Origin of the sequence: Paraflavisolibacter caeni (assembly GCF_025628885.1) — a bacterium.
Classification (GTDB): Bacteria; Bacteroidota; Bacteroidia; order Chitinophagales; family Chitinophagaceae; genus Flavisolibacter; species Flavisolibacter caeni.
Map to the genome: position 1 here is coordinate 128,105 of NZ_JAOTIF010000007.1, position 22,091 is coordinate 150,195.

The window sequence follows — 22,091 nt, forward strand, 5'->3', positions numbered from 1 at the left end:
GACCTTTAAATGCCAGGCTTCTTTCTTTTTTGCAGATTTGAAATAAGGTTTCTCAAAAATTGATTGAAATTGTTAATGAATAGCCGCAAGATGATAGTGTTATACCCTTTATTATTTCACAACTTTGTTAGGAGGTGATTGATCGAAATTAACTAAAGAAGTGATTTAATCAATTTAAACACACTGGCTTGCAATATGAAAAAGTACAACCTGATTTTAAGCTTGGGTACCGCTATCACAGGTTCCTCTTCTACTCTGGCACTTTATGCACTTTGCAATCCTGTAAACAGCGTCAACAATACCAATCGAAGTTTCGCAAAACACGCTGATTTACATTGGTATTTTAAAAAAACATCAACTTATTTCATATCATCAACTAATCAGTTCCAGAAAAAAATTAATTACAATGGCAAGAAATCCTCATTACTTATCTCAATTAGCACATATAGAAATTTATAGCTCTAAGCTGGAGGAGTCGGTAGACTTTTTTACCCAGGTTGTAGGACTGGATGAAACCGGTCGTGATGAGCAGTCTGTTTATTTTAGAGCATGGGGTGATTATTTTCATCATACGCTGAAAATTACAAAGAGTGATCAACCAGGCCTGGGACACCTGGGCTGGCGTGCAGATAGTCTTGAAGCGTTGGAAGACTGTGTGGCCTATCTTGAAAGTATAGGTGCCGGCCTGGGTTGGGTTGAAGGTGATCTTGGTCATGGCAAAGCCTACCGCTTTCAATCACCGGATGGGCATACCCATGAGGTATTCTGGGATGTGGTGTGGCTCAGAGAAACAGGAGAGAAGGGCAGCATCTATGCCGACCGTTATGCCTCCAACCGCCGCTTAGGTGTCAATCCTCGCCGGTTTGACCATGTGACCTATATGGTGGCTAAATACAAATATGCAGAGGAGAAAGCTTTCTGGAAAGCTATGGGACTGAAGAACCCGGATGAAGTAAGAATCTCTGATGAGCTGCCACCAGTAGGTGGGCTGTGGACCATTGGTAATCTTTCTCATGACGTAGCTGTATTTACTGATCCTAATATAGAAGCAGGAGCAGGAGTGCTGAATCATATCTGCTACAATTTCGATAGCAGGGAAGAAGTGTTGCTGGCTCTAGATTATTTCACAGAAAAAGGATACAAGAGTGTAATGGGGGCCCCGACCAGACATAAGGCAGATGAGGGTTTCTTCATTTATATAATTGATCCGGGGACAGGTGTTTTATTCGAGTTCTATGCAGGAGCCAGGTTGATTTTTGCTCCCGATCACGGACCCGATGTTCATTACCTGAAAGATAATCCCAATGACGCCTGGGGGCTTGCTAACCCATTTGCAGAAATGGGTAAAGGGAAGAAACTGGGACTTACGGAAGGTGTGTTGAAACCGCAGGATATTTAATTGACAGCTTTTGAAATTATTTAAACGAGTAAGAACTCATGTGGCATTTTTATCCGGATCATTATATGTTCTCCTACCAGCTAAACCGAATACTGACGCAGAGTCATTATGGTGGTGGAGAGGTCTTTGAATGTATGGAAGCAGCTTCAAGCATTACACCAGGAGATTTTAAGAGTTTTCATGATAGTTGGGCGCAAACCGGAAACGAAGCTTTGGCGGTAGCAGAAGAGGCCATGGCAAAGGGATATTCCATTACTGCAAGACAAGCTTACTTAAGAGCATCGAATTATTTGCGTACTTCTGAGTTTTTCTTAAAACCTGATGATCCTCGTAAAGTGCCAGGTTATTTGAAAGCTACAGAAGCCTTTCAGAAAGGAGCTTTCATGCTGCCTAATCCACCCAAGTTCGTTCGTGTTCCTTTTGAGGGATCAGAAATGACCGGTTACTTTTTAAAGCCAGCTGGTGCGAAAGAAAATGGTCCTTTGATGATCATGTTTGGAGGCCTTGACTCCACGGCTGAAGAGTTGTATTTCGGTCCCTGGCAGAAGTTAGAAGAACGTGGTATTTCCCTATTGATGCTGGATGGTCCAGGTCAGGGGGCATCACTGCGCCTACGGCATATGCTTACCCGTTATGATTATGAAGTGCCAGCTACTGCTGCCTTTGATTGGGCTGTTGCCAATTTGCCTGTAGATCCCAAACGCATTGGTATTATGGCTGTTTCTATGGGTGGTTATATGGCTGCAAGAGCAGCAGCTTTTGAAAAACGTTTTAAAGTGTGTTGTGTGTGGGGAGCAGTATGGAGTTATTATGATATCTGGAAGAACCGTCCTGATAATCATTCCTTGGCAAGCATCATGATGCATATCACCGGTTCCACCAATATGACAGAAGCCCGTGAAAAACTGAAGAATTTTACTTTAGAAGGAGTGGCAGAAAAAATCAGCATGCCAACGTTTATCTCGCATGGTGAAGATGACAAGCAAAACTTTGTAGAGAATGCTTATAAGTTGTACGATGCATTGACATGTGAAAAGCATATCAACATTGTGCCTAAAGAAGGCACTGGTTCATCACACTGCCATGTGGACAATTTTAATAAAGTAAATCCCATGTTTGATTGGCTGCAAACTGTTTTGTAGGTCTTATGCTAATTGGAAAAAAATGAAACTTGTTACTTTCAAAAATAAAGACGGAGCCGAAAGAGCAGGCTGGTTAAAGGGGGATGGGGTCGTAGACATGCACTTGATTAGCAAGGGTGCACTGCCAGCCAACATGCTCCAATTTATTGATCACCATGAGCAATATTTTGCCATTATCAAAGAACAAGGGTTAGAAGATATTGAATCCACTTATTCATTAGATGCAATAAAATTATTAGCACCGCTGCCCAATCCACGCAGCTTTAGAGACTATGTTTCATTTGAACAACATTTGCAGAATGCGGCGGCACGCTTTGGACACAGTATAGCCAAGGAGTGGTATGAAATGCCCATCTTTTATTTCACCAATCACCAGGCTATTTATGGACCTGAAGAAGAGATCGCTCGTCCCTCAAAAGAAACAAAGCTGGATTATGAATTAGAAATGGCTTGCATTATCGGTAAGAAAGGCAAGAACATTAAGGCAGAAGAAGCTGAAGATTACATCTTTGGCTATACTGTATTTAATGACTGGACAGCCAGGAGTATCCAGGGAGTTGAAATGAAAGTGCATTTAGGTCCAGCCAAGGGAAAGGATTTTGCTAATGCCATTGGTCCCTGCATTGTGACAAGGGATGAAATGAACCAATATCTGCAGGATAATGGAAGATTCAATGTGCGCATGATCGCAAAGATCAATGGACAAGTCATTTGTGAAGGAAATTTCAATACCATTCATTACACCTTTGGACAGATGATCGAAAGAGCCTCAGAGAATGGTGTCACCCTTTACCCGGGCGATATCCTTGGTTCAGGTACGGTAGGATGGGGGAGTTTGATTGAGACAGGGGGAGAAGCACACCGCTTTTTAGAACGGGGTGATGTTGTGGAGTTTGAGATCGAAGGGATCGGAGTTTTGAGGAACTATGTTGTGTGAATAACCATTTCGGATGTGGGATTTCGGATTTCGGAACCCTTGACAGTAAAGAGTGTTTTTAATTGAAGCGACCCGCCGAAATCTGAAATGAAAAGGGGTAAACTAAACTGATTTGAAACTTTACTAACGATAAAATGATTGTTATGCCAACAGTGAATAAAGTATTGATTGTAGGTGGCGGCATTGGAGGGTTGTCTTCCGGTATTGCCCTGGCCAAAAATGGCTGTTCTGTTACTATTGCTGAACTCCACAAGGAGTTCAATGTCTATGGAGTGGGCATTATCCAGCCTGCTAATGCCCTGAGAGCTTTAGATGCGCTGGGACTGGCTGAAGAAGCCTTGCGACGGGGCTCTCCTTATGGCATGGTGAAAATGTGCACTGCTGCAGGGCATGTCTTTACAGAAGTAGGTGTACCATCAATAGGCCGTCTTCCCAGTCACAACGGCATTTCCAGAAGAATTCTTCATGAGATCCTTTATGAGGAGGCTGTAAAGCAGGGTGTGGTTTTCCGTATGGGTACCAGTGTTGCAGCCATTGAAAACAAAGGAGAAGAAGTAAGCGTGCAATTTACTGATGACAGCACCGGCACTTACGATCTGCTCATTGGAGCCGATGGCATCAATTCCAAGGTACGGAGCCTTGTATTCGGAAACTATAAGCCCCGTTATACCAATGAGTCGGTATGGCGTTATCCCTTCAAGCGTTTACCTGAATTAGAGACCGGTTATATGTTCATGGGCAGGCACTCTAAAGCAGGTTTGATTCCCATGACCGCTGATACAATGTATATGTTCCTTGTGACTTCGGAAGGGGAAGACAATCCTTTTATTCCGGAACATGAATTAGTACCTCGTATGAGGGCCTGGCTTGGAGAATATTCTGCACCCATGATCAAAAAAGTAGTGGATGAAATTACCGATCCTAAAAAAGTGGTGTACCGGCCATTGGAGGTCTTGTTTGTGCCGGCACCCTGGTATGAAAATAGAGTAGTGTTGATTGGTGATGCGGTGCATGCCACCATTCCGCAGTTGGGGCAAGGTGCAGGCCTTGCTTTGGAGGATTCTATTGTATTGGCTGAATTGCTTCAAAAAGAAAGCGAAGTGGAAGAAGCGCTTCATAAATTTATGGACCGACGCCTGGCACGTTGTAAAATGGTGGTGGATACTTCTGTACAACTCGGTGAATTGGAACAGTTGGACTGGAAGGGACGGTTACCTGAAGGAACTAATCTTGGTGCCATCATAGGAAAAGCCTCGGCGGCCATGATGCAACCCATTTAATCATACACCTGTTTTAAAACCAACATAGAAACCTTGAAGACTTTTTGTATTACTGAAATTCTGCAGCCAGAAATAAGGAAAGAGCGCATTCGTTGCAAACTTATAGTGTTGCTATTTCTTCTTTGTCATATTGGAATTCATGCTCAAAAAGCAGCTGATTCCTTATTGTCCCATTTTCAAAATCCGCCGCAAGCAGCCAAGCCTCGCGTGTGGTGGCATTGGATGAATGGTAATGTAACCAAAGAAGGTATTAGAAAAGATCTGGAATGGATGCATCGCTCCGGCATTGGAGGTTTTCAAAACTTTGACGCAGCTCTTCATACACCACAGATCGTGGAGAAGCGCCTTGTGTACATGACACCGGAATGGAAAGATGCGTTCCGGTTCACCACTAAACTAGCTGACTCCTTAAAATTAGAAATGGCCATAGCCGGCTCTCCCGGTTGGAGCGAAAGTGGTGGTCCCTGGGTGAAACCTGAAGAAGGGATGAAAAAACTGGTTTGGTCGGAAACACAAGTGCATGGTGGTAGTACAACTATTCGCTTGCCGCAACCACCTTCGACAACCGGCCCGTTTCAGAACATTCCAAAGCAGCCGGAATTTGGTGCTACAGCAGCGGAAGAAAGTCATCCTACGTTTTACAAAGACATTAAAATTATTGCCTACAAAGTGCCGAAAGCAGATGTTTTATTAAGCGAATTAAAACCATCAATTTCATCGAGCGGTGGCAGCTTTAACCTTCAACAATTAACTGATGGTGACCTTGCCAAGACAAGTCTCTTACCTTCTGATTCAACCAAAGGTTTTGCCTGGATACAGTTTGCCTTTGCTCAACCACAAACCATCAAAGCCATTACCCTGGTTGGGGGTGGTGACAAAGGTCCTTTTGGCTTGTATGGTGAACTAAAGGATACCCGCAGTTTGGAAGTGAGCGATGATGGACAAGTCTTTAAATGGATTTGTTATTTACCGGCGGGCGATGTGCTTGAGCAGACGATTGTTATACCTGTTACAACAGCTCAATATTTCCGGATTACGTTTCAAAACCCACCAACACCGCCTGATTTCGCTGCAATGATTGGAATACCGGGAATGCCGCCACCAAAGGCTCCGTTGGGAACCGAGATTGCGGAACTTGTCTTATCTCCTGTAACACGTGTACACATGTTTGAGGAGAAGGCTGCTTTTGCACCCTCCACGGGACTTTATGAAAAAGCGACGCCAGCAACAACAGATGCTATCAATATTGATGAAGTGGTAGATGTAACAGACAAGTTGAACGAAGATGGAACGCTCAACTGGACAGTTCCACCCGGCAACTGGAACATCGTACGTTTTGGGTACTCATTGCTGGGTATTACCAATCATCCTGCCTCTCCTGAAGCTACCGGATTAGAAGTGGATAAACTAGACCCAGCTTCTATAAAAAAATATTTCACCCAGTATTTGGACCAGTATAAAAGTGTAACCGGTGGCTTGATGGGTCGCAATGGTGGTTTACAATACGTCATTACGGATAGCTGGGAAGCCGGTGCGCAGAATTGGACTCCGAATATGATGCAGGAGTTTCAAAAGCGCCGTGGTTATAGTATGCTGCCCTGGATGCCGGTGTTAACGGGGCATGTGGTAAAAAGCATGGAGGCAAGTGATGGCTTCCTTTGGGATTTTCGGAAGACGTTGAGTGAAATGCTTGCCGAATATCACTATGATGGTCTTACCAACATACTCCAACAATACGGGATGAAGCGGTACTCAGAGTCGCATGAAGACCGACGAGCCCTGATTGCTGATGGCATGGATGTCAAACGCACCGCTGCCGTGCCTATGTCGGCTATGTGGATGCCAAAGTTTGAAGGTGATGACCAAATGGTTTATCAGGCTGACATACGGGAATCAGCATCGGTTGCTCATATCTATGGACAAAACCTTGCAGCAGCTGAATCCCTGACGGCTGCTGGTACTGGCGGTAAAGCGTGGTCCTATGCGCCTGAAAATTTAAAACCAACAGCTGATTTAGAACTGGCGAGTGGTTTGAACCGGTTTGTGATTCATACCTCTGTTCACCAGCCATTGGATGATCAATTTCCCGGCCTAGGTTTGGGCTCGGTTGGACAATGGTTTACCCGTCATGAAACATGGGCAGAGCAGGCCAGGGCCTGGACAGCTTATTTATCGCGCAGCTGTTACCTACTGCAGCAGGGAAAGTTTGTGGCGGATGTGGTGTACTATTATGGCGAAGACAACAACATCACCGGCTTATTTGGAAAGAAATTGCCGGATGTTCCGGAAGGATACAATTTTGACTTTATCAATGCCGATGCACTCATTCATTTGTTGTCTGTAAGAGATGGGCGGCTGGTAACTCCATCAGGCATGAGTTATCGTGTGTTGGTGTTGGACAGCAATGCTAAAAAGATGTCTTTGCCCGTACTACGCAAGATCGCTCAATTGGCGAAAGCTGGTGCTACGATCAGTGGTATAAAGCCGGAAAACACACCCAGCCTGAAAGACGATCAGCAGGAGTTTCAGCGTTTGGTGAACGAGGTCTGGGGTACACAACCCAGCTCGAAAGCATCAGTAAGCGGAAAAGTTTATACAGGCAAAACCATCCAGGAAGTTCTCAATGACCTGAATATTCCACCTGACTTTACTTACGTCAAACAACAACCGAACACAAAGCTTCTTTATGTACACCGCAGGCTTATAAATGGTGATATTTATTGGGTCAACAACCGTAACGACAGAAATGAAGATGTTGAAGCAACTTTTCGGATCACAGGTAAAGTACCACAGATATGGCATCCTGAAACCGGAAGAACAGAGCCTGCGTCTTTTACCATTGCAAATGGAGTGACAAAAGTCAATCTTAACTTAACGCCCAATGATGCCGTATTTGTGGTGTTCCAAACGCTAGCAACAAAAACATCTCTTCGTTTGCCAGCAAAAACAGCAAAAGAAGTTATGAACATCGAAGGTCCTTGGATGGTTTCTTTTCAACCCGGCCGTGGAGCACCAGCCAATGCAACGTTTGACAAGCTGGCTTCATACACCGAGAGCAGCGATGCTGGCATCAAATATTTCTCTGGCACAGCAATGTATACAAAGAACATCGATGTACCTGCAAGTGCTATCAAGAGCGGTTCGCAACTATGGATTGATTTGGGAGATGTAAAGAACCTTGCCGAAGTCACAGTAAACAATAAACCGTTGGGTATTGTATGGAAAAAACCATTCCGGGTAGACGCAACGAATGCCTTGAAAGCAGGTACCAATAAGCTGGAGATAAAGGTCACTAACCTGTGGGTTAACCGCTTAATTGGTGACCAGCAACCGGGGGTAGCAAATAAGATAACCTATACTACTATGCCTTTTTACAAAGCTGATTCGCCGTTACAGCCTTCGGGTTTGTTGGGGCCTGTGAAATTGCAGATCATTCAATAGTGATTCTGTAACAATGCCTCTTATTGATAAGTGTGAGACCAGACATTTTTGCTATCAATAGACTAAGTACTATTCATTATGAAAAGAGTATTTCTTATTGTCACAATCTTCTTGCATGTTGTAGTGTATTCACAGGTTACGTATCAAAATCCTGTCATTCCCGGATTTTATTCTGATCCTAGTGTGTGCAGGGTAGGTGATGATTATTATATGGTGCATAGCAGTTTCGGCTATTTTCCAGGTGTTCCCATTTTTCACAGCAAAAACCTGGTTGACTGGCAGCAAATAGGATATGCCCTGACAAGAAAAGAACAGCTGCCTCTTGAGAAAGCAGGCGTAACAATGGGAATATTCGCACCAACTATCAGGTACCATGATGGGTTGTTTTATATGATTACCACCAACATAACTTCTAAAGGAACATTTTATGTTACCGCTAAAGATCCTGCAGGTGAATGGTCCAATCCCATTTGGACAGAAGTTCAAGGCATTGATCCCAGTTTGTTTTTTGACGAGGATGGAAAAGTATATGTCACATCTACTGTCAATTGGGGACCAAACCCAAACAAAGGCATTCACTTGTCAGAAATTGATAATAAGACGGGCAAATTGCTCACAACTCCCAAAAATATCTGGACCGGCACCGGTGCCCGTTTTGCAGAAGGGCCACACCTTTACAAAAAAGATGGCTGGTATTATTTGATGATTGCCGAAGGCGGAACTGAATACGGACACAAGGTTGCTATTGCAAGAAGCAAATACATTGATGGTCCTTATTTGAGTAATCCGGCCAACCCGATTTTAACGCACATCAATGCCAATGCAGAAACAAGTCCAATTCAAGGAGTGGGTCACGGCGACTTAGTGCAAACACAGGACAGTTCATGGTTTATGATTGCACACGCTTTTCGCCATTTGAATTCACATCAGATTCTTGGGCGAGAGACGTTTTTGGCACCTGTTCGGTGGGACAGAAATGCCTGGCCGGTTGTGAATGGTGACGGAACGGTTTCCTTCAAGATGGAAGCATCTTCACTGCCTGGACCAGTCTTACAAAAAACATCTTCTCAGAAAGAAGACTTTAATGAAAAAAAATTAGGCTTCGAATGGAACTATCTTAACAATCCTAATGAAGCAAACTACTCTCTTACTGCCCGAAAAGGCTATTTACGATTAATGGGGAGTGACTCTTCACTCCATCAATTGCCAGACGTCACCTTTGTTGGAAGAAGACAGCAACATTTTGATTTCGGGGCTACTACGCAGCTTGACTTCAATCCAAAAAAGCCAAATGAAGAAGCTGGAATAACGTTATTCAAAGACATTTCCTATCACTATGATTTGTCGGTGAAAAATATTGATGGCAAACGTGTGCTTGTGCTTACCTATAATCTTGGAAGAATTCACCATACAGAAAAAGAAGTTCTGCTGCAGGATGGCCCTATCCAACTTAAAATAACAGGTACGGAGGAATATTACGCTTTTGAATATGCGCAGGGGGATCACTCATTTCAAAAGATTGGCGGAGTGGACACACGTTTTTTGAGTTCTGAAACCGCCGGTGGATTTACCGGAGTTTACATTGGGCTTTATGCTACAGGCAATGGACAGAAATCCCAATCACCGGCAGACTTTGATTGGTTTACATATGGACCTAAACAACTTTAAAAATATTCTGATGACAACAAGGGAAGTATATATATTATCAGCAGTACGCACACCAATTGGGAGCTTTGGTGGTGCATTAAAAGATGTGCCGGCACCCAGGCTGGGAGCTATTGCGATCAAGAGCACTTTAGAAAGAGCCGGTCTGCAAGCTGACCAGGTAGATGAAGTGCTGATGGGTTGTGTGCTGCAGGCTAACCTAGGACAGGCACCTGCAAGACAAGCAGCCAAATATGCAGGACTGTCAGATAAGGTGGTTTGCACTACCGTGAATAAAGTCTGCGCCAGTGGTATGAAAGCCATTGCTCAAGGAGCTCAAAGCATATTGCTTGGAGATGCTGATATCGTCATTGCCGGAGGCATGGAAAACATGAGTGCGGCTCCCTTTTATGTGCCCAACATGCGCTGGGGCCACAAGTATGGAGAAACTGCCCTGATCGATGGACTGCAAAAAGATGGTTTGACAGATTGCTACAGCCATTTTGCTATGGGCTGTGCCGCTGATATCTGTGCTGCAGAAAACAAGATCAATCGAGAGGAGCAGGATGCTTTTGCCATAGAAAGCTACAAGCGTAGCCAGGCCGCGTGGAATGAAGGTAAATTCAAAGACGAAGTAGTGCCAGTAGTGATTCCTTCAAAAAAGGGAGATGTGGTGGTGGATAAAGACGAAGAGCCCTGGAATGTGCAATTTGACAAAATCGCTTCACTTAGGCCCGCCTTTGGAAAAGAAGGTATGGTAACGGCTGCCAATGCAAGCACCATGAATGATGGGGCCGCTGCTGTTGTTTTGTGCAGTAAAGAAAAAGCAGAGGAACTCGGCCTGAAACCAATCGCCAAAATCCTCAGTTATGCAGATGCCGAACAGGAGCCCACCTGGTTTACTACCACGCCCAGTATTGCAGTACCCAAAGCCGTGAAAAAGGCAGGCCTGGAGCTAAAGGATATAGATTATGTTGAACTCAATGAGGCCTTTAGTGTAGTGGGTATTGTCAACACACAGCAAATGAACCTTGATCCATCTAAAGTTAATGTTCATGGAGGGGCTGTTTCCCTGGGACATCCATTAGGCTGCAGTGGTGCAAGGATCCTAGTTACGCTCATCAATGTTTTACAAAAGAGAGGCGGGAAAATAGGGGCAGCCGGCATTTGCAATGGCGGAGGCGGAGCCAGTGCGATGGTAATAGAAAGTATTTAAAAGAACTCAAAATAAGTATGATCAATAAAGTAGTAGCAAGTGCCGATGCAGCCATAGCCGGTATTGAAGATGGCGCTGTGCTTATGCTAGGCGGCTTTGGCTTGTGTGGCATACCAGAAAACTGCATTGCGGCATTATTACGCAAAGGCGTAAAGAATCTCACTTGTATTTCCAACAATGCAGGAGTGGATGATTACGGTATTGGCCTAATGCTTCAAAAGGGGCAGGTGAAGAAAATGATTGCTTCCTATGTTGGCGAGAACAAGGAGTTTGAACGGCAACTCTTGTCCGGAGAACTGGAGGTTGAGCTCCTTCCACAGGGTACACTAGCTGAACGAATCAGGGCAGGAGGGGCTGGCATTCCAGCTTTCTTTACTCCAGCAGGGGTGGGTACAGAAGTGGCGGAAGGAAAGGAAGTAAGAGCATTTCATGGAAAGGAGTACCTGATGGAAAGTTGGTTGAAAGCAGATTATGCCATCGTAAAGGCATGGAAGGGTGATACAGCTGGTAACCTGATCTTCAGGGGTACAGCCCGCAACTTCAGTCCTATGATGGCTACGGCTGCAAAGATTACTATAGCAGAAGTAGAAGAACTGGTGCCTGCGGGCACATTGGATCCCAATGAGATCCATACGCCCGGCATTTACGTCAAAAGGATCTTTCAGGGTAGTGGCTATGAAAAAAGAATTGAACAAAGAACGATCAGTAAAAATTAATTCATGTTAGACAAACACCAAATAGCAAAGAGAATTGCACGGGAATTGAAGGATGGCATGTATGTCAACTTGGGTATTGGCATACCCACCCTTGTGGCCAACTATATACCAGAGGGTATTGAAGTGGTGCTTCAGTCTGAGAATGGGTTGCTGGGTATTGGTCCTTTTCCCACTGAAGGAGCAGTGGATGCCGATCTGATCAATGCAGGCAAACAAACCGTAACCATGCTGCCGGGAGCTTCGCTGTTTAGTTCTGCTGATAGTTTTGCGATGATCCGGGGCGGTCATATTGACTTGACTATACTGGGCGCCATGGAAGTTTCGGAGGAAGGGGATATCGCGAATTGGAAGATCCCAGACAAGATGGTTAAGGGCATGGGAGGTGCCATGGACCTGGTGGCATCGGCTGAAAATATCATTGTTGCGATGCAACATGTGAACAAGGAAGGCAAATCCAAATTGCTTAAACGGTGTACGTTGCCTGTGACGGGTGTTCGTTGCGTAAAAAAAATAGTAACCGAAATGGCGGTGCTTGAGATAATTCCGGAAGGCGGTTTTAAACTATTGGAAAAAGCTCCGGGTGTTACAGTAGAAGAGATCAGGAGGTCTACAGAGGGAAAACTCATTTTTGAAGGTGAGGTGCCGGAAATGCAATTTTAAAGAGTCTTGGCAAACAATCGTTACGCCCGCTGTTTCTACAGGGGGCTTTTTTATTAAAATTGATTGAAACTGATAGTAAAAAGCTTTTTTCTGATAGCTAATTCAGTCGAAATTAGGCTGAACTTTAGTTTGAAATCAGCAATTAAATTTTACATTTTACTGAAACGCTTGCCATGATCGAAAGCCAAACGATTGCCCATCCAATTTCAACTGCCCGAAGGGCTGGTCTTCCTCAGGCCTTAGTTGTTATACTCATCAACATGCTGCCGATGATGGCAATCATTGCTCTAGTTCCCGTAGTGCCTGCTATAATGGAGTATTTCAAGGATGTCCCAAACATTAATACGCTTGCCCCATTGGTTTTGGCAGCGCCAGGGTTGTGTGTGGCCCTGCTCTCGCCTTTTGCAGGATATTTGGCTGATAAGCTGGGCAGGAGAAACTTACTTTTATTTATTACTTTTCTTTATGGTATTGGCGGAGTAATGCCCTTTTTTATCCATAGTTTTTCCCTGCTGTTTGCCAGCCGGCTTTTGCTGGGTATTGGTGAAGCTTTTATTCTGACGATTGGCAATACTTTGTGGGGCGATTATTTTGAACCAAAAGAACGGGCAAAATGGATCGTCATTCAAAGTGTAACAGGTACTTTTTTAGCTACTTTGCTTTTGTCGTTTAGTGGCTATTTGGCATCTTTTGGCTGGCAATACCCATTTCTGATCTATAGCATTTCTTTCATTACTTTAATAGCGACTTACCTATTTATTTTTGAACCCCACATTAAAAACAAAGATGTAAAGTTCGAAGTATTGTCACCTACACGGTGGCCAGTTAGCATCATCTTGACTTTGTGCATTACCACACTTATAACAAGTATTATTTACTTTGCTTATACACTTCATTTCTCTTTGGTTCTCGACGCAATAGGTATCAAGAATCAGGTGAAAATCGGGAACTACAGTGCCATTGCAAGTATTGGCGCACCAGTGGGTGCTTTGATGTATAAATTGGTTGCCAAAAGATCTATCCATTATCACCTGGCTCTAATGGGATTTTTCTATGCTGTCGGCTTAACAGGAATAGGCTTTGCTCAAAATGAAATTTTCGTTGTCATAGCTGCATTCATAACACAACTTGGAATCGGGCTGACCATCCCGGTTTTGGTTCCCTGGAGCTTGCAACTGCTTCCTGCTGAATTCAGGGGCAGAGGCATGGGATTCTGGACCACTGCCTTTTTTCTCGGCCAGTTTATTTCACCATTAGTTGTGTCCGGAGTCCGGAGTCTTTCAGGTAGCCTTTTAAATGCCTTTATGGTTCTTGGAATATTATGTTTGGTCATGGCTATTCTCAACTTGTTTTTTTCAACCAAAAGGAAACTTTGAATTAGTATCCTTTCGAAATTTTTATAAAGAATAAAAAATGGAAAGAAGAGAAGCCCTCAAAAACATTGCTACTCTAATAGGCGTAACGGCAGCTACCGCATTAGCCATGGAGCGGTTTAATTTTCTAGCCAGATGTACTAATAAGAGTGACAAAAATTACTTTTCAGAAAGTGAGCAAAAGATCGTTTCTGAAATCTCTGGCATGATCATACCTACCACATCTACTCCCGGTGCAATAGAAGCAGGTGTTCCTGCTTTTATTGAAATGATGCTTCAGGATTGCTATAGAAAACCAGAACAGGAAAGTTTTCAAAAAGGATTGGAAGACGTTGAGGCAAAAGCAAACGCCTTGGGTAATGATTTCATTTCATTGACTCCGGAACAGAAAAGAACTGTTCTCACACAAATTGAGAGTGAGGCCTTAGCCCAGTCGAGCAACCCTCCCAGCCAGGTGAAACCGCCTACAAACGATGAAACAAAAACGCTTACCAACAAACCACGACCTCCGGTACCTTCCTTCTGGCAACTCATGAAAGAGTTGACCTTATTGGGTTATTTCACATCGGAGATAGGTATGACGAAGGCGATGGTGTATGTGCCAGTACCAGGACGCATAGAAGCGATAAAAATCAAAAGTGACCAAAAGGCATATTCTGAATATACAGACAGACTCTGGTAAAACAGCGGATAAGTATAAAAAAATCTTCATTCGCATTATACATCTATTGTTTTAACGTCACAAGCTATTCAATAATAAATTTTTTAAGCATGAATTCTTTTGATGCTATTGTTATCGGTTCCGGGATTACAGGTGGTTGGGCAGCGAAGGAGCTGACTGAGAAAGGTTTGAATGTAGTAATGCTCGAAAGGGGCAGGGATATCAAACATGTATCCGGTTATGAAACGGCAAACACGCCTCCCTGGCAGTTCAAGCACCGGGCTAAAATGACGCTTGATGTCCAACAAGACTATGCGACTCTTGTGCGTATGGGTTATGGACAGGAATCCAACCGACACCTTTTTGAAAGTGACAAAGACCATCCCTATATTGAAAAGAAACCTTTTGATTGGTTGAAAGGATATCATACGGGAGGAAAGTCTTTAATGTGGGGGAGGCATAGCTATCGCTGGAATAAAGATGATTTTGAAGCCAATGGGAGGGAAGGTATTGGTGTGGATTGGCCTATCCGATACGAAGACCTTGCGCCCTGGTATTCTTATGTGGAAAGGTTTGTTGGTATCAGTGGCATGAAGGAGGGATTGGATGTGTTACCTGATGGAGAATTCTTAAAACCTTTTCCCATGTTTGCTCCAGAGTTATATCTCAGGGCACAAGTAAAGTCAAAATTCAAGAGAACAGTTACTATTGGCAGATCAGCCAATTTAACCGATCCACAACCCTGGCATTCTGAAACAGGACGTGCATCCTGCCAAAATCGTAACCTGTGTTTACGGGGGTGTCCTTTTGGAGGTTATTTCAGCACCCAATCAGCAACATTGCCTGCTGCTATGAAAACAAAAAGGTTGACTTTGGTGAACAATGCAATTGTGTCAGAAATTATTTTCGATGAAAAGAAAAACAGGGCGACTGGTGTTCGGGTGATTGATGCAGAAACCAACAAGGTGACCGAGTATTATGCTAAAATCATCTTTGTGAATGCGGGTACCATTCCTACAGCTTCGGTATTGTTACGTTCAAAGTCCAGTCGTTTCCCCAATGGCCTGGGAAATGACAGTGACCAGGTAGGCAGAAATCTGATGGACCATAATGGCGGTCCTTTAGTAACAGCAAAAATTGATGGTTTTGAAGACGACTACTATTATGGCCGTCGTCCCACAACATTGTATGTTCCCCGCTATAGAAATTGGGGCAGTGATAAGCAACCCTATTTGCGTGGATTTGGTTATCAGGGGGCAGCAAGCCGCACTACGTGGACCAGAGGCTTGCATGAAAAAGGGTTTGGAGCCGAATTCAAAGATGAATTAACCAAGCCAGGTCCATGGAGCATATTTTTTGTTGGTATTGGTGAAATGCTACCCAATCCAAATAACCGAATGTATCTTGACAGTGACAAGAAAGATAAATGGGGATTGCCCTTGGTGGTTTTTGATGTAGAATTTGGAGAAAATGAAAAAATGATGCGCCAACCGATGGGGGATGACATGGTGGAAATGCTTACGGCTGCAGGTTTTAAAGACGTTAGAGCGATGAGCATTCCGATGAATCCCGGATTTGGTATCCATGAAATGGGTACTGCACGAATGGGTAAGGACCCAAAGACTTCTGTTTTGAATCAATACAATCAAATCCATGCCTGTAAAAATGTATTTGTTACTGATGGTGCAGCTATGGCTTCTTCATCTTGTGTCAATCCATCGTTGACCTATATGGCGCTAACAGCCAGGGCTGCTGATTTTGCAGTTGGTGAATTAAAAAAACAGAATTTATGACATTTCAAAAAAACGCCATACCAACATTTGACCCTTTAAAGTTGAAAATAAAGTTATTGAGTACGGGGGGAGATCGTTTTCAGTCTTTCTTTACGCCTGCTTCTGATGTATTCCATATCAATCGTATAGAAGATTATGTCCGTTTTATCAAGGTCCCTACAGAGACAGATGTACATCCCTTCCGACTTACTCTTTTCAATTTTATTTTTCAAACAAAAGGCCACAGCTTACGCACTAAAGGTTTGAACACTTATGAATTTGGGGAAAACACTTTTTTCTTTGTACCGGCCTATGAAATCACCACTCATTTGTCTGGTAGTCAGGATGCAGAAGGATATTACTGTCATTTTAATATAGACCTTTTGACGTCTGACTACAGAATCAAAGACCTGTTGGCGGACTTTCCCTTTTTAAACTTTAACTGTTTTCCTCTTATAACCATAACCGATGAGGTAAAAGATCTGATCATGCCGCTGCTTCAACGGCTTGAAATGGAATACAAGGCAGGAGAAAAATGCAGGTTTGACATCTTAAGAACTTACCTGATTACTTTGTTTACTGAATTGAAACCGTTTGTTCAATCTGTTTCTTCCTTATCGAATAACTCCGCTTACCAAATTACCGAAAAATATAAAAAGGCTCTTGCGCAGTATATTTATGAGAAACAAAATATTTCTGGTTATGCCGAAATGCTTGGAGTGACTCCTAATCATCTAAACAAATGTGTAAAAAGCGTAACTGGAAAATCGGCACATGATCTATTGAACGAAATGCTTTTGTTGGAAACGAAGGTATTGTTAACGCAAACCAGCCTTAGTGTCTCTGAAATTGCTTACCGGATGGGTGGCAATGAACTCAGCAATTTTGTACGATTCTTTAAATCAAAAACTGGAATGAAACCAGGAGAATATCGTAAAATGGTCAATCCAGAATTGTGAATTCTTCAACTGATTCAAAGTGTTAAAGCCAGTGGGATAACTAATTCAAGGAGGAAAATTATCTATAATAAGCGCCATTCAATACGCAATATAAAAACTCATTCTTCTTCTGAAAATAGTTTCTAATAATAGAAATCAACTCTCCTTATAATTAATTCATAGATCTATCGCTATTGTCTAAAATTGATTGAAAATGATAGAAAACAGTTGCATTTCGATAGTGCTTATCCTGTTTTTATAAGGCAACTTTGATAGACAACGATTCAAAAAAATCATTTTTCGAAACGAAAACTTGCAATATGAAAAAGTGCAAATTACTCCTGGTCATTGTAATGACTTTCTTCTTTTCAATGTCAACACTTGCCCAAATGAAAATAAGTGGTAAAGTAACCGAAGCTGCAACTGGGAAACCTTTGAGTGGAACTACAGTAACTATCAAGGGGACGACACGAGGTACATCCACAAATACAGATGGAGATTATGCCATTGAAGTTTCTTCCATGGAGGCCGTATTGGTGTTTTCCTATACCGGCTATGGAACACTGGAACGTAAAGTGGGTACGAATACTGTATTGAATATTGCGTTGATCGAAACTGCTGCTTCCTTACAAGATGTAGTTGTAACAGGTGTCTTTGATTCAAGGAGAAAACTGGAAGCATCGGTTTCTATTTCTACTTTGAACGCCCAACAAATAGAAAGGCAGGCACCCAACAGTGGTGCTGATCTGTTGAGAAAAGTTCCCGGCGTATTTGTGAATTCAGCAAAAGGTGAAGTAAGAACCGACGTGTATACCCGGGGTTTGGCCAATAGACCGAGCTATAATGATGATGTGTCCGGCTTGTACTATGTATCGTTGCAGGAAGATGGATTGCCGCTTTCAAATGTTTACATAAACTCATACACTCATGATTTATTTTTGCGGGCAGATGCAACCCTAAACAGGCTCGAAGCTGTTCGAGGTGGTACTGCTTCCATTGCAGGGGCCAATGCCCCGGGAGGTATCTTCAACTATCTTTCAAAAACCGGTGGAAGTAAATTTTCAGGAGTGGTCAAAGAAAAGCTTGGACTGGAAGGCGATGGCCGGAACTTTTATCACCGCACAGACCTTAATGTGGGTGGCCCCATCAGTAAAAATGGCTGGTACTACAATATTGGTGGTTTTTACCGCCATGCCAAAGGTGCTCGTGATGTGGGTTACCCTTTGAATTATGGCGGCCAGGTGAAAGCCAATATTCAAAAGAAATATGCAGGTGGTTCTGTTACTTTCTATGCAAAATATCTGAACGACCACAATGGTACGTTTCTAAATTTAATTGGGAGAAACTTTGATCATCCTGAATTGGCACCAGGAATAAAGAAAACAGATGCATTTATTCTTCCTGCTGAAGCCAGCGTATCATCAAAATTAGGTGATGGTGTTCCGATTAGCTTTGATCCAAAGGATTTAAACCATTCAAGGGAGTTTGCTATTGGTGCGGATTGGAAACATACATTCGGCCATGGTTTTACACTTCAAAATAATGCGAAGTTCTCTGCCAAGCGCCTGACCTTAAACATCACCCAGGCTACCAGTCCTACACTTTTGACTGATCTGATACCGAATGCAGTTGCCGGCACAATTGGTATGGGAACCATTACCTATAAAGACAATATTACCAAGCAGCCCCTGGCGGTTGTTCAAGCATCCGTATCGCAGACAGGGCCTCCGTCATGGACAGTTGTATCCAATAACATGCCCAGTCAGGATATACTTAAAAATGGTATGTTGTACCAGGCTGCTGTTCATGGAGAGCCAAAGATAAACGAGTTTTTAGACCAGTTAGTGCTTACTAAAAAGGCAAAAAATATTTCTTATAACCTCGGGGCGTTTATAGGTCTGTCCAATTTGCCAAGATACTCTGGTGGTATTGTAGGAACTGCATTTACAACCTTAGAAAACCGTCCCCGGATGATGGATATTACCTATCAGAATGCTTTCCTGGGAGGGGCTACACAGCAGATTACCAGTCCGGAAGGTTATTTTAAAACGGGCGGTGTATTTGGTTACAATGATTTCGAATACAAGAAAACGAACTTAGCTCCTTTCCTGGCCTTCAATTGGCAAATTACGCCTAAACTCAATTTCGACCTGGGTGTTCGATATGAGCATACCATTTCAGAAGGCACAAATTACATCCGTGTTCCCAATAATGGTAGCGATGGCGGCCTGGATGGTAATCCGCTGACCACTTACGATAATAACTATTATAAGAATCCATTGGCTATTCCTTATAAGTTCACCACCAATACCTGGTCTTATTCAGGTGCGTTTAATTATTTGCTGGCCGATAACCAATCTATTTATGTGCGTTATTCCGAGGGAAGAAAAGCACCGGAGGCCAACCTCTTCCAGTCAATTGATGCACCGGAAAAAGTAGCATTAACAAATCCTGCTGTTCAAAATGTAACCCAGGTAGAGCTTGGCTATAAATACAAGTCTTCTAAAATTGACCTGGCAATTACTCCTTACTATAGTTTGTTGAGCAACATCTTTACAGGATTCACATCATTGGATTCTGCCGGGAAATTATACAGCCTAACTCCTTACTATAACAAACTGAGATCTATTGGTGTGGAAGCAGAAGCTACCATTTATTTATCTAATCATTTTAATACAAGGGTTGCAGCGACTTTCCAAAACGCTACTTTCCCACAGTATAAAATTTCAACATCTGGCGCTACCTCTTCAAAATCAGATGACTCAACCCTTGATTATTCAGGCAATCAGGCTGATCTCTCCCCAGATGTCATTTTGAATATAACACCAACTTACAGTACAGAAAAGTTCTATGCATTTCTTTCCTATCAATATACAGGGAAGCGCTGGGCAAACGTGCCAAACGCATTCCAACTGCCGTCTTTTTCTCTATTTGATTTAGGCATTGGCTATAATGTTACCAAAAGGTTGTCTTTAAATGCGAATATCAATAACCTCTTTAATTCATTTGGTGTGATGACCTGGGGAGCACCTGGTGGTTTCCCGGCTGTTTACAATTTATCTGAGTTTACCAAGGAAAAAGTAGAAGCAAATAAAGATGCTTTATTTCCAATCGGTGGCACGCAACCAAGGGCTTATTTCCTGACAGCTACTTATAAGTTTTGATTTCCTAAGAACTGCTTTTCGTAACTCTATTGTTGCGGGAAGTAGTTCTTAAAATAATGCTTAAAAACACAACCACAATGCTTGCAAATCAAAAAAGAAAACGAGTAGCCATTATAGGAGCGGGTCCCGGAGGCTTGTCAGCAGGACTGGCCTTGCATCAAGCTGGATTTGATGTCACCATCTTTGAAAGACATCCTGAGATCAGGCCATTGGGAGGTGCTATCATTATGAATGCTATCGGCATCAATATTTTGCGGAGTTACGGTATAACCATTGACGATACTTTTTCTGGTGTCAATAAGGTTATTTTTCGCAGCCATAAAGGAAAACAACGTGTGTTTTTCAGAATGGAAGAGCAATACCTGGAGCAAGCCCATGTAAATGGATGGCAGTCAGGGATGATGCGTTCTGAATTATACGAAAAAATGTTGGCAGTTATTCCGGAAGGCATGATCGTTACCGCACACAAATTGCTGCGTTACGAAGAAACAGAAGATAAAATCACTGCTTTTTTTGACAATGGTAAGCAATACGATTTTGATCTGATTATCGGGGCCGATGGGGTCAACTCCAATGTTCGCCAACAGTTGTGGGATTCTTCTGAATTAAAGCACCTGGGCATAGCCGTTTGGTTGGGCTGGGCTGAGGTTGGAGGTATAGCTCGTGATGAAATCGTTCTGCGGCACAGTGAACTGTATCAGTTTGGTTATGCTCCACTCATCTACAAGGGTAAAGAATGTTTTGAATGGTGGTTTGTAGAAGCTTGTACAGAACATCAACCGGAGCCGCCGAATCCTCATGTCTATCTCAAAGAAAAGCTGAAAGATTTTGAAGAACCGGTACAGACCATCCTGAATGCAAGTGAGGAAAGTCATACGTTCCGCTGGGTCATTAAATACCGGGAACCATTGGAAAAGTGGTCAAAAGGACGGGCAACCTTACTGGGTGATGCTGCACATCCTACCTCGCCTTATGCTGCCTATGGGGCCGGCATGGCTATAGAAGATGGCTTCTTTTTAGGCAAATATCTAAAAGGCAAGAATCTCTCCGATATCGGTTCTATACAGGAAGGCCTGAACCAATATGATAAAGAGCGGGTAAAATATTGCAATGACACGACTTCTTTTGCCCGAAAGATCGGTAGAGTGTTCCACAATGCACCAAAGCCCTTCAGAATGATCAGGGATTTTGCTTTGAACAATACCAAGTTTATGGAGCAACAGATTGCGAAGAGTTATTTAAGTGAAGCGCAGAATTTGTTGCAAAGGATTGTGCAAGAGTAAACCAAAATAGAATAAAAAAGAAATCACATTATGCCAACAAAATTTTTAAAACTCGGATTTGACGACAGAGTTCTGTGTGAAAGAAGTTTTCGTAATATTTATCTCAATGGAAACCGGGTTGGTTTTAACCTAGGAGTAAATTTAAATTATTACAGAGGATTGCATGTTTCTTGCATAGAAAGGCTTGAAGTAAAAGTGAATGGGGAAACCATCCCAGAGTACCTGATCTTATTCTGTATCAACGGTAAAAAGTTTTCAGTCTCTCAGTTAAAAGATCTCTTTGCTGAATTCTGGAGTATAAAGAATACCGCCCATCTCGAAATTTACAATTACGGCTTACCGGAAGGCAAACATGATATCGCATTAACCTTAGAGCTACGGATTCCATACATGAAGTTTGCTCCTAGAACGTATGGAGCCGTGGACAGTTCTGCACATAAAAAAATGACTATTCTAAATTAACCT

The 22,091-nt window shown here is 42.9% G+C and carries 16 protein-coding genes; all 16 read left to right on the forward strand.

Features of this window, described 5'->3' with window-relative positions; genetic code table 11:
• Positions 1-406 precede the first annotated feature (406 nt).
• On the forward strand, positions 407-1,399 hold the full coding sequence (locus OCK74_RS11555; protein WP_279297195.1) for a VOC family protein: 993 nt from the start codon (positions 407-409) through the stop codon (positions 1,397-1,399).
• 38 nt (positions 1,400-1,437) lie between these two features.
• Positions 1,438-2,541, forward strand: a complete 1,104-nt coding sequence (locus tag OCK74_RS11560) for an alpha/beta hydrolase family protein (protein ID WP_279297196.1) — start codon at positions 1,438-1,440, stop codon at positions 2,539-2,541.
• A 22-nt stretch (positions 2,542-2,563) separates the two neighbouring features.
• Positions 2,564-3,478, forward strand: a complete 915-nt coding sequence (locus OCK74_RS11565; RefSeq protein ID WP_279297197.1) for a fumarylacetoacetate hydrolase family protein — start codon at positions 2,564-2,566, stop codon at positions 3,476-3,478.
• Positions 3,479-3,621: 143 nt separating this feature from the next.
• On the forward strand, positions 3,622-4,758 hold the full coding sequence (locus OCK74_RS11570) for an FAD-dependent monooxygenase (protein ID WP_279297198.1): 1,137 nt from the start codon (positions 3,622-3,624) through the stop codon (positions 4,756-4,758).
• A 33-nt stretch (positions 4,759-4,791) separates the two neighbouring features.
• Positions 4,792-8,199 (forward strand): glycosyl hydrolase, encoded by a 3,408-nt coding sequence (locus tag OCK74_RS11575; RefSeq protein WP_279297199.1) that lies wholly within the window; start codon positions 4,792-4,794, stop codon positions 8,197-8,199.
• Between the two features lie 78 nt (positions 8,200-8,277).
• Entirely contained in the window at positions 8,278-9,867 is a 1,590-nt protein-coding gene (locus OCK74_RS11580) for a glycoside hydrolase family 43 protein (RefSeq protein ID WP_279297200.1), read from the forward strand.
• Positions 9,868-9,877: 10 nt separating this feature from the next.
• Complete coding sequence (locus OCK74_RS11585; protein WP_279297201.1) at positions 9,878-11,059, forward strand: thiolase family protein; 1,182 nt, start codon at positions 9,878-9,880, stop codon at positions 11,057-11,059.
• A 17-nt stretch (positions 11,060-11,076) separates the two neighbouring features.
• A complete protein-coding gene (locus OCK74_RS11590) occupies positions 11,077-11,775 on the forward strand; it encodes a CoA transferase subunit A (protein ID WP_279297202.1) in 699 nt (232 codons plus the stop codon).
• Between the two features lie 3 nt (positions 11,776-11,778).
• Positions 11,779-12,435, forward strand: coding sequence for a CoA transferase subunit B (locus OCK74_RS11595; protein WP_279297203.1), 657 nt, complete (start codon positions 11,779-11,781; stop codon positions 12,433-12,435).
• A gap of 173 nt (positions 12,436-12,608) precedes the next feature.
• On the forward strand, positions 12,609-13,811 hold the full coding sequence (locus tag OCK74_RS11600) for an MFS transporter (protein WP_279297204.1): 1,203 nt from the start codon (positions 12,609-12,611) through the stop codon (positions 13,809-13,811).
• Between the two features lie 37 nt (positions 13,812-13,848).
• The gene (locus tag OCK74_RS11605; protein WP_279297205.1) at positions 13,849-14,490 is read left to right on the forward strand and encodes a gluconate 2-dehydrogenase subunit 3 family protein; all 642 of its coding nucleotides are present in this window, start codon (positions 13,849-13,851) and stop codon (positions 14,488-14,490) included.
• Positions 14,491-14,579: 89 nt separating this feature from the next.
• On the forward strand, positions 14,580-16,262 hold the full coding sequence (locus OCK74_RS11610; protein ID WP_279297206.1) for an FAD-dependent oxidoreductase: 1,683 nt from the start codon (positions 14,580-14,582) through the stop codon (positions 16,260-16,262).
• Positions 16,259-17,200: a helix-turn-helix domain-containing protein gene (locus OCK74_RS11615; protein ID WP_279297207.1), complete on the forward strand. Its 942-nt coding sequence runs from the start codon at positions 16,259-16,261 to the stop codon at positions 17,198-17,200. Before OCK74_RS11610 ends, OCK74_RS11615 begins: the two co-directional genes overlap by 4 nt.
• Before the next feature lie 299 nt (positions 17,201-17,499).
• Entirely contained in the window at positions 17,500-20,343 is a 2,844-nt protein-coding gene (locus tag OCK74_RS11620; RefSeq protein WP_279297208.1) for a TonB-dependent receptor, read from the forward strand.
• A 77-nt stretch (positions 20,344-20,420) separates the two neighbouring features.
• On the forward strand, positions 20,421-21,626 hold the full coding sequence (locus OCK74_RS11625; protein WP_279297209.1) for an FAD-dependent oxidoreductase: 1,206 nt from the start codon (positions 20,421-20,423) through the stop codon (positions 21,624-21,626).
• A 30-nt stretch (positions 21,627-21,656) separates the two neighbouring features.
• Positions 21,657-22,088 carry a C-glycoside deglycosidase beta subunit domain-containing protein gene (locus OCK74_RS11630; RefSeq protein WP_279297210.1) on the forward strand — a complete coding sequence of 144 codons (432 nt, stop codon included), beginning with the start codon at positions 21,657-21,659 and terminating at the stop codon, positions 22,086-22,088.
• Positions 22,089-22,091 lie beyond the last annotated feature (3 nt).

Excerpts from the sequence above, each read along its gene's own strand:
- OCK74_RS11555 (WP_279297195.1), top strand. The coding sequence starts at position 407 with ATGGCAAGAAATCCTCATTACTTATCTCAATTAGCACATATAGAAATT.
- OCK74_RS11560 (WP_279297196.1), top strand. The coding sequence starts at position 1,438 with ATGTGGCATTTTTATCCGGATCATTATATGTTCTCCTACCAGCTAAAC.
- OCK74_RS11565 (WP_279297197.1), top strand. The coding sequence starts at position 2,564 with ATGAAACTTGTTACTTTCAAAAATAAAGACGGAGCCGAAAGAGCAGGC.
- OCK74_RS11570 (WP_279297198.1), top strand. The coding sequence starts at position 3,622 with ATGCCAACAGTGAATAAAGTATTGATTGTAGGTGGCGGCATTGGAGGG.
- OCK74_RS11580 (WP_279297200.1), top strand. The coding sequence starts at position 8,278 with ATGAAAAGAGTATTTCTTATTGTCACAATCTTCTTGCATGTTGTAGTG.
- OCK74_RS11585 (WP_279297201.1), top strand. The coding sequence starts at position 9,878 with ATGACAACAAGGGAAGTATATATATTATCAGCAGTACGCACACCAATT.
- OCK74_RS11590 (WP_279297202.1), top strand. The coding sequence starts at position 11,077 with ATGATCAATAAAGTAGTAGCAAGTGCCGATGCAGCCATAGCCGGTATT.
- OCK74_RS11595 (WP_279297203.1), top strand. The coding sequence starts at position 11,779 with ATGTTAGACAAACACCAAATAGCAAAGAGAATTGCACGGGAATTGAAG.
- OCK74_RS11600 (WP_279297204.1), top strand. The coding sequence starts at position 12,609 with ATGATCGAAAGCCAAACGATTGCCCATCCAATTTCAACTGCCCGAAGG.
- OCK74_RS11605 (WP_279297205.1), top strand. The coding sequence starts at position 13,849 with ATGGAAAGAAGAGAAGCCCTCAAAAACATTGCTACTCTAATAGGCGTA.
- OCK74_RS11610 (WP_279297206.1), top strand. The coding sequence starts at position 14,580 with ATGAATTCTTTTGATGCTATTGTTATCGGTTCCGGGATTACAGGTGGT.
- OCK74_RS11615 (WP_279297207.1), top strand. The coding sequence starts at position 16,259 with ATGACATTTCAAAAAAACGCCATACCAACATTTGACCCTTTAAAGTTG.
- OCK74_RS11620 (WP_279297208.1), top strand. The coding sequence starts at position 17,500 with ATGAAAAAGTGCAAATTACTCCTGGTCATTGTAATGACTTTCTTCTTT.
- OCK74_RS11625 (WP_279297209.1), top strand. The coding sequence starts at position 20,421 with ATGCTTGCAAATCAAAAAAGAAAACGAGTAGCCATTATAGGAGCGGGT.
- OCK74_RS11630 (WP_279297210.1), top strand. The coding sequence starts at position 21,657 with ATGCCAACAAAATTTTTAAAACTCGGATTTGACGACAGAGTTCTGTGT.